General features: G+C 32.5%; 7 protein-coding genes and 1 pseudogene. 5 read left to right on the forward strand and 3 right to left on the reverse strand.

The genetic code is table 11. The annotated features are described in order from the left end of the window. The first annotated feature begins 83 nt into the window (after window positions 1–83). A complete protein-coding gene (locus EV214_RS13065) occupies window positions 84–758 on the forward strand; it encodes a tetratricopeptide repeat protein (protein ID WP_132246477.1) in 675 nt (224 codons plus the stop codon). A gap of 214 nt (window positions 759–972) precedes the next feature. On the opposite strand, the gene EV214_RS19555 is transcribed toward EV214_RS13065, so the two are convergent. Then, window positions 973–1,338, reverse strand: a complete 366-nt coding sequence (locus tag EV214_RS19555) for a tellurite resistance TerB family protein (protein ID WP_243116665.1) — start codon at window positions 1,336–1,338, stop codon at window positions 973–975. Between the two features lie 432 nt (window positions 1,339–1,770). Next, window positions 1,771–2,346, reverse strand: a pseudogene (locus tag EV214_RS19560) (TerD family protein); the annotation flags it as partial. Window positions 2,347–2,640: 294 nt separating this feature from the next. On the opposite strand from EV214_RS19560, the gene EV214_RS13075 reads away from it, so the two are divergent. The 4 genes from EV214_RS13075 to trhA all read left to right on the forward strand — a co-directional run bounded on the left by EV214_RS13075 (window position 2,641) and on the right by trhA (window position 5,246). After that, window positions 2,641–3,177, forward strand: a complete 537-nt coding sequence (locus tag EV214_RS13075) for a 3'-5' exonuclease (protein WP_243116662.1) — start codon at window positions 2,641–2,643, stop codon at window positions 3,175–3,177. Beyond that, on the forward strand, window positions 3,174–3,356 hold the full coding sequence (locus EV214_RS13080; protein WP_132246481.1) for a hypothetical protein: 183 nt from the start codon (window positions 3,174–3,176) through the stop codon (window positions 3,354–3,356). The genes EV214_RS13075 and EV214_RS13080 overlap by 4 nt, the downstream gene beginning before the upstream one ends. Window positions 3,357–3,461: 105 nt before the next feature. Next, a complete protein-coding gene (locus EV214_RS13085; RefSeq protein ID WP_132246483.1) occupies window positions 3,462–4,331 on the forward strand; it encodes an SGNH/GDSL hydrolase family protein in 870 nt (289 codons plus the stop codon). 234 nt (window positions 4,332–4,565) lie between these two features. After that, window positions 4,566–5,246 (forward strand): PAQR family membrane homeostasis protein TrhA, encoded by a 681-nt coding sequence (gene trhA / locus EV214_RS13090; RefSeq protein WP_243116663.1) that lies wholly within the window; start codon window positions 4,566–4,568, stop codon window positions 5,244–5,246. 120 nt (window positions 5,247–5,366) lie between these two features. On the opposite strand, the gene EV214_RS13095 is transcribed toward trhA, so the two are convergent. Continuing rightward, complete coding sequence (locus tag EV214_RS13095) at window positions 5,367–6,998, reverse strand: MBL fold metallo-hydrolase RNA specificity domain-containing protein (RefSeq protein WP_132246485.1); 1,632 nt, start codon at window positions 6,996–6,998, stop codon at window positions 5,367–5,369. Between the last annotated feature and the right edge of the window lie 118 nt (window positions 6,999–7,116).

The following is a 7,116-nucleotide window of genomic DNA, read 5'->3' on the forward strand; positions in this document are numbered from 1 at the left end:
TCAATAGATTGTACTAGTTATTTTACAGAAATTATTGTATAATAGACTTTGTTTTCTCATATATGGAATAAGGAGGTAATATCATGAAAGGATTTATTATATATTTTTTACTATCATCTATTACAGGAAATCCATTAATGGCATTTTTAGGGGTAATAATTATATATTCATTGATAGATAGATTTTATCTAGGGTTTTTACCTGATTTTACAAGGATTTTTAGGAGAAATCGGCAAATGAAAAATAGCCTGAAGGAACTACAGGTAAACCCTCAAAATGCGTCTGCAACTTTTTCGATTGGCATATTGTATTTTGAGAAGAAAAAATATGAAGAGGCACTAAAATATTTGGAGCATCCTAAATTAAAAGATAATGAAACGGCTAACTTTTATTATTATATGGGCATGACTCTTATGAAATTGAAAAGAAGTGATGAAGGAAAAGACTATATTATGAAGGCATTAGAAGTCAATCCCCGCATAGGATATGGGTTGCCCTATATTGCGTTAATAGATCATGAAATGGAAAAGTATGCACCGGATAGACATATCATCAATGATCTAGAAGAAAAAATTGAAAAATTTGCCAACACGGAAAATCTTTATAAGTTAGGGAGACTATATAAAAAATTAGGAAATAAGGAAAAAGCGAAAAATTTATTTTCAAAAGCAATGGTTGAATATTCATATTGCCCTAAAGGGATAAGAAGGATTCATCGGAAATGGGCAATCTTATCAAGAGTGTATAAAATCGTATAGTGAAAAGATTAAATTTAGCTTTGTATCTGATGATGAAAGGTTATTTTTTATAAAATAATAGAAGAGAGAACAAAAAAGACTGTATTTTTCACACTATGTCCCCCCAATAATACATGGGGGAAAAGAAAAAAATAAGAATGGATATATAAAGAGCGTACGCAATCAATACTTGGTACGCTCCTTTTATATAATCTTTATATATTTATATCATTTTTCAAGATACAAATTCTGCTGGATTAAGTAAGAGTTCTTGACAAATTTCATGAACAATTCTTTTTTCTACGGGACTAAATTCTCCATCTGCAAACCCAATAGCGCAGCATAGTCGAACGATGAGGCGTGCTGCATCGGGTTTTGATCTCATTTTCCCGATAGCTCTTAAGCCTTCTGCTTTACCTAACATAAAATCTGATTGTAGACGATTTGTATAATATTGAAAACGAGAAAGAACTGTATTGATATCTATACCTTTCATTTCATCACTTGTGCTAAAATAGTTGATTAGACGTTCTCTTTCAGAAGAATCAATTACACCATCGGCAATGGCAACTAAAGCACTGCCAGCAACTAATGCTTCCATTAAATCGGCGCCCTTGTAGCGGTTAACTACAGCTTTTGCGTTGTTAGCCTGTGTTTGTAGCCACTGGGATGTATTTGTGTTGCTAGATCCATTCCATCTGTCTTTACAATCAAGACATAAAAACTCTAGATTTTTACTACCAATGAATCCGCCTAGAAGACCCACTGGACCTAATAGAAGACTACCTACAACGGCTTTTCCAATTCCGAAGCCTTTTTTACCTGCTGTGACTCTTGAAGAATGGCATCGTGGACAGGTAAGGCCTGATTGTTGATGATTATGTATTGGTTGTCCATACTGTGGTTGAACATAAGATGGTTGCTGGAAAGAGGACTGTTGATAGGTTGGAGAAACTGTGTTTGAAATGCTTGTACTATTGTTTTGTTGATAGATAGCATTCGATGGTGGGATAGATATAGCTGATTCTTCTTCTACCTCTAAGCCAAAGTTTTTACATAACGCCGCTAATCCGCCTTGGAATCCACTTCCTATTGCATTGAATTTCCATTCGCCTTGGTGGCGATACAATTCTGCTACAACAATAGCCGTTTCTACTGAAAAATCTCTCCCTAAATCATACTCAAGAAGGAGTTCGGAAGTATTTTGATCTAGAACGCGTATGTATGCATTCGATATTTGTCCAAAATTTTGACCTTTCTTTTGGGCATCGTTTATTGTAATCGTAAAAGCGATTCTTTCAATACTTAAAGGAATGAGAGAAAGGTCAACGGTAATTTGTTCATCGTCTCCAGATCCAGAACCTGTTTTGTTATCACCACTGTGTGTGACAGAACCTTGCCCGCCACTGCGGTTGTTATAAAAGATAAAATCCGCTTCGCTACTTACAGTAGCAGAACGATTGAGTAGGAAAGCTGAAGCATCTAAATCGAAGTTAAATTGGCTTGAACCTTGATTGATATCCCAACCAAGACCAATAATGAGGTTTTTTAAATCTGGATTTTTTTTCGTCAAATCTACTTTTTGTCCTTTACTAAGTTTTACTGCCATTTTTTATACCTACCTTTCTTTATTTGTTTAGCAATAAGAAAAAATAACAAGTAAGATGGGTGCCCTTATTTCTAAGGATCCCTTATAGGATACATGATTATTTATCCTAAATATGGAATAGTCTAATTATATAGTACACTAATATAGGTAAGAAACAAAGGTAGAATTTTGAAAAAGTTATGAATCATCTTATGAGGTATTTACAAACTTTTATTTAACATGTACGATAAATTGTAAAACGTTTGTAGAAACGAAAGAAATATGCTATATAAGAATAAGGAAGGAGCATCTATTATGTATGATATGAATGAAGAATATATAGTCGTAGATATTGAAACAACAGGATTAAGCTATAAAAATGGTGCTGAAATCATAGAAGTAGGAGCAGTAAAAATTGTTGATGGCAAAATTTTAGAAAGAAGAGGGTCCTTGATTCGGTTTCATGGAGAAATGGATCCATTTGCTTTTAAAGCACATGGAATTACAAGAGAAATGACAAAGGATCAACCGAATCTAGAAGAGGTACTACCTAGAATTAGAAAATATATAGGGGATAATATTGTTGTTTGTCATAATGCAAAATTTGATGTACCTTTTATGAATCATTATTTTAAAAAATTAGATTTGCCGCTAATAGATCGGAGTATATGTACGCTAAAGGCTTTAACTAAATTAAAAAAAGAAGGATTATATAAGGGGATTAATAATAAATTAGATGCGGCTTGTGCTTATTATGGTATAGAACTTAAAAATTATCATAGAGCATCTTGGGATGCAAAAGCTACGGCAGAATTGTTTTTGAAAATAGCAGCAATAATAGATAGAGTTTGATTTTTTTAAAGGGGAAAATTTCATCTGTAAATATTGTAAAGTATAGAAAGATAGAAAATCTTAAAGGGATTATAGATGAAATGCAGTATTTATTAAGAAACGAAGAAAATGTAAATAAAAAATATTTAGAGAAGATAGAGGTATATGTTGGAATAAAAGAAAATTTAGAAAAATTATGAAAAAGATAAAGATGGAAAAAAGAATACATAGTAGGACATTATATGATAGAAATATTATTGGAATTTGAAAATACTGTGGGTATAATTTAATAGGAGGTGAGATGCTTGAAAAATAGATTTGTTATTTTAATGCTAGTATGTTGCTTTGTTATTTTACAAGGAAAGAATATTGTGATGGCTGAATATGCATCGATAGTATCAGTAGATTTACACAATAGTACTTTAGATTCAACGATATCAGATGTATCTTACATGGATGAAAGTGTTAGAACAAGACAAGAATATCCTAGTTTAAATAATTCTAAATGGGCTGGCAAGAAATTCGTAACATTTGGGGATTCTATTACATGGTATGATGGAAACCGTTATATTAATACGCATATAGAAAAAGGTCAATTAGCTAAAGGATATCAAAGCTATATGAGAGAAAGATTAGGTTGTATTATCGACAATCAGGGGGTAAGTGGATATAACATGACGGAGATATGGATGAATCGTATAAGTGGTTTTGACTTTGATAAGGTTGATGCCGTAACAATAACAAGCGGAGCGAATGACCACAAAAATGGCATTTTACCTGGCGTAGTATTACCAATAGGCTCTACATTTGATGTAAATACCTATGCAGGAGCAATTCAAGCATCAGTTGAAAAAATAATCATTGAAAATCCTGACGCAAAAATATTTCTCATTACACCCGTTCAAGGTTGGTATAATGAAAAGAATACAACAAATGTACCAGGTCCGTATAATATGGAAATGACGATCAGTAAGGATTATGTTGATGTAATGAAAGAAATAGGATTATTATATGGGTTACCTGTATGTGATTTATTTAATTTAACAGGAATAAATGATCTGACAAGACCTACATTTATAGGGGATAAAGAAACAATGCCATATTACTTGCATCCGACGAATAAAGGGTACGAGCGGATGGCAGAAATTTTAATCCCATTTTTAGGGAATGATTAATTGCATAAGGCATATTTAAAAGATAAACTATATAAATCGTGATAATGACTTTACACGATGCTTGTAATATTTATTAAAGCAGAATTATGGGGGATTATTTATAAACAAATAGAAAGTGATTGGAAATATTTATCTGTGGCGCATAAAAATAGCTATAAATTTCTTAATATTTGATATAATGTATATAAGGACTAAAGAACTATATGTGATATTTTGGTTTAGGGAGGGGATAAGGTGAAATTTAAAAGTAATACCTTTAAAACAAATGAATCGATGGGTAGAAGATATTCTTTCAAAGAAGAAATCGCCAATAGTATATCCCATGGCATTGGCATCCTGTTTAGTGTTGTAACTTTGACAATACTCTTGGTTTATGCCATATGGGAAAAAAAACCTATTTCAATCACAGGGTTTAGTATATATGGGGTTTGTTCCATTTGCTTATATGTTGCGTCAACGCTCTACCACAGTTTTCAAAAAGAAAGAGTCAAAAGAATTCTTAGAGTATTTGATCATTCATCTATATTTTTATGTATAGCGGGTACATATACTCCCGTTGCGTTGCTTGCTATGGATGGATATTGGCGAATTGGGATTTTAATATCTGTTTGGAGCATTGCTTTGATTGGGATTTTATTTAAGATTTTTACTTTTAATAAGTTTGAAAAGTATAAGGTAGTTTCTTTAGCTTTATATATCCTGATGGGATGGGTGGTGGTGATTGCTGTAAAGCCTATGCTTGAGATGGTTCCTATTGGTTTTTTTATGTGGCTTTTGGCAGGTGGCATCATATATACCGTAGGCGCAATTTTTTATGCTTTCAAAAAAATTCCATATAATCATGCGATTTGGCATGTTTTCGTTTTAGCGGGTAGTGTGGTGCATTTTTTAGGTATTTTTAGATACCTTGCTTAGAATCGCTACTTTTTTCTGGATCAGCGTTCGCATTGACACTTGTTTTGATATTTCTTGTGCGATAAATTTTATAGTATAGATGGAAGTAAAGAAAAAGGAAGAAACGAAGAAGGTCCTTCCTTATCTACTGAGCAACATATTGATATCGAGGAGCTGCTGATTTAATTCCAAAAGCTTATTTTTCAACTGATCATATTCTTTTTTAAGCAGTTTGTCATCAATCAGCATATCGGTTTTACGGGCTAGATGATCAAAGGTATTATAAACATCTTGCAATTCTTTGAGGATATTTTCTTTTTTCTTTAAAGGTTCTAATATTTCACCAGAATAACTTTTTAGCATATTGTCTTTTACTTCAAATATATATCCCATGTTTGGTACAATTGTATCAACACCCAACTTTTCTTCAAGCAATTTTGCAAACGTTTCAGCAGATTCTTCTTCACCATGGACTACAAATATTTTTTTAGGAAGATTTTTAAAAGCCTTTAACCAAATAATTAAATCTTTCTGATCTGCATGACCTGAGAAGCCTTCGATACTATATATTTCAGCTTTAACAGCAATTTCTTCACCCAGAAGTCTTACTTTTTTAACGCCTTCATTTAATTGACGACCAAGAGTGCCTTCAGCTTGATAGCCTACAAAAATGACGCTATTATTTTTATCCCATAGATTATGTTTCAGATGATGACGAACACGTCCTGCGTTACACATGCCACTAGCAGAAATAATTACCTTTGGATAGGGTTGGTTATTTAATCGCATAGATTCCTTTTGACTATTTACATAGTAAAGATTTTCAAAATGAAAGGGGTCATCACCGCTTAAAATCAATTTTTTTGTTGTATCATCAAAGCCAGAAGAATTACGTCGATAGACTTCTGTTGCGGATATTGCCATGGGGCTGTCTATATATATAGGCACTTTCATAAAGTTTTCTAGTTCTTTGGTATGGGCATAGTATTTATTTAATTCATAGATTAGTTCTTGAGTTCTGTTGATCGCGAAAGATGGAATGATTACTGTGCCACCACGTAAAGCTGTTTTATTAATAATATCGATTAATTCTTTTGTTCTTTCTTCTATTTTTTCATGAAGTCTATTTCCATAAGTTGATTCCACAATAATATAATCAGCTTCTTCAATAAATTCAGGATCTTTTAGAAGGGGCTTATTTTTCATACCTAAATCGCCTGTGAAAACGATTTTGGCAGTTTTATTATTTTCAGTAACCCAGAGTTCAATAATAGAGGAACCTAATATATGCCCCGCATCTTTGAAACGAACCGTAATGTCTTCGTTTAGTCTAATCGTTTGATCATATAGACAAGGATCAAAATAATTTAGACTGACTTTAGCATCTGCAGCAGTATAGAGAGGCTCAAGTAATGGAAGCCCAGCTCTTTTACGTTTATTATTTTCCCATGTGGCATCAGATTCTTGAATATGTCCACTATCCACTAACATGATATCACATAAATCTTTCGTTGCTTTAGTAGTAACGATTTTTCCATTAAAACCATCTTTGACTAATTTTGGAATTCTACCACTATGATCAATATGGGCATGACTGAGTAGAAGAAAATCCATTTGAGTAGGATCAAATTCAAAATCTTTAAAGTTTAATTTTTCTAGTTGCTTGCTACCTTGAAATAAACCACAATCTAATAATATTTTATATTTGTTTGTGCTAATTAAATAATTTGAACCCGTCACTACTTTTGCTGCCCCTAAAAACTGTATTTGCATGGTCATTCCCCCTTTTAATATGAGAGTTCTCACAGAAACTCATCTGCCCCTGTGATTACTCTCTTTTATTAATTTAATTTTTTATCGATTCCCCCATTTTTTTTTGCATAAAATACTT

It is taken from the genome of Marinisporobacter balticus, assembly GCF_004345705.1.
GTDB lineage: Bacteria > Bacillota > Clostridia > Peptostreptococcales > Thermotaleaceae > Marinisporobacter > Marinisporobacter balticus.